Raw genomic sequence first — 942 nt, 5'->3', positions numbered from 1 at the left:
CTAGAGCGTGTCTGCTATTTGCGGACGCGGTGATGGATGACGAAGGCGGCGAGGAGTACGCCACCGAGAAAGGTGGTGGCGTACTTGTCATAGCGCGTGGCGATGCCACGCCACTGCTTCAGACGCCCGAACCCACGCTCGACGGTATTGCGTTCGCGGTACCGGTCCTTGTCGAACGCCGGCGGCCGACCCCCGTCCGATCCTTTCGCCTTGCGGCGCCGGATCTGGTCACGGCGTTCGGGAATGGTGTGCGAGATTCTGCGTTCCCGCAGTTTCTTTCGAGTGCTCGGATGCGAGTACGCCTTGTCGGCCAGCAACCGGAACGCTTCGGTGTCGTGAGCGCGGTGCGCGTCGAGCAGCGGCACCAGGTACGGGTTGTCGCCCGCCTGTCCCGGAGAGAGCAGCAGCGTCAACGGGCAGCAGAACGTGTCGGTGAGAGCGTGGATCTTGGTGCTCAAACCGCCTCGGGAGCGGCCGAGTGCGTGGTCGGCGGGTTCGCCTGCCAGATTCTTGTCATTCGACCGAGCCCCCTGTGTGGGCATCGGTCAGGGCGCCGGCGGAGTGCTGGTGGGCGCGGACGATGGTCGAGTCGATCGACAGCAGACGTTCGAGCTGTCCTTCTCGTTCGGGCGCTGCCGCCCGCACCGCGGCGAACATCCGCACGTAGGTGCCGTCGTCCGACCAGCGGCGATGACGCTCCCAGATCGACTGCCACGGGCCGAAGCATTCGGGCAGATCGCGCCACGGTGACCCGGTACGGAATCGCCAGACGATTCCCTCCAGCGTCAACCGATGATCGTTCCACGGACGTCCCCTCCGTCCCGCCAGAGAAGGAAGGACGGGTTCGATCACAGCCCACAGGGCGTCGGAAATCTCGTTGGCACGCAACACAGGGACAGTCTCGAGCATCCAACCACCAATATTTGGCAGACACGCTCTAGG

Annotated in this window: 1 pseudogene; it reads right to left on the bottom strand. The window is 64.9% G+C overall.

The features are described from left to right. Positions 1–14 precede the first annotated feature (14 nt). Positions 15–909 (bottom strand): annotated as a pseudogene (locus tag P3H15_RS54145) (IS5 family transposase). Positions 910–942 lie beyond the last annotated feature (33 nt).

The sequence above is a fragment of the Rhodococcus sp. T2V genome, assembly GCF_029269925.1.
In the GTDB taxonomy this organism is placed as follows: Bacteria; Actinomycetota; Actinomycetes; order Mycobacteriales; family Mycobacteriaceae; genus Rhodococcus_F; species Rhodococcus_F koreensis.
The sequence above is the reverse complement of the archived record's forward strand: the minus strand, read 5'-3'. Positions and strand labels throughout refer to the sequence as shown.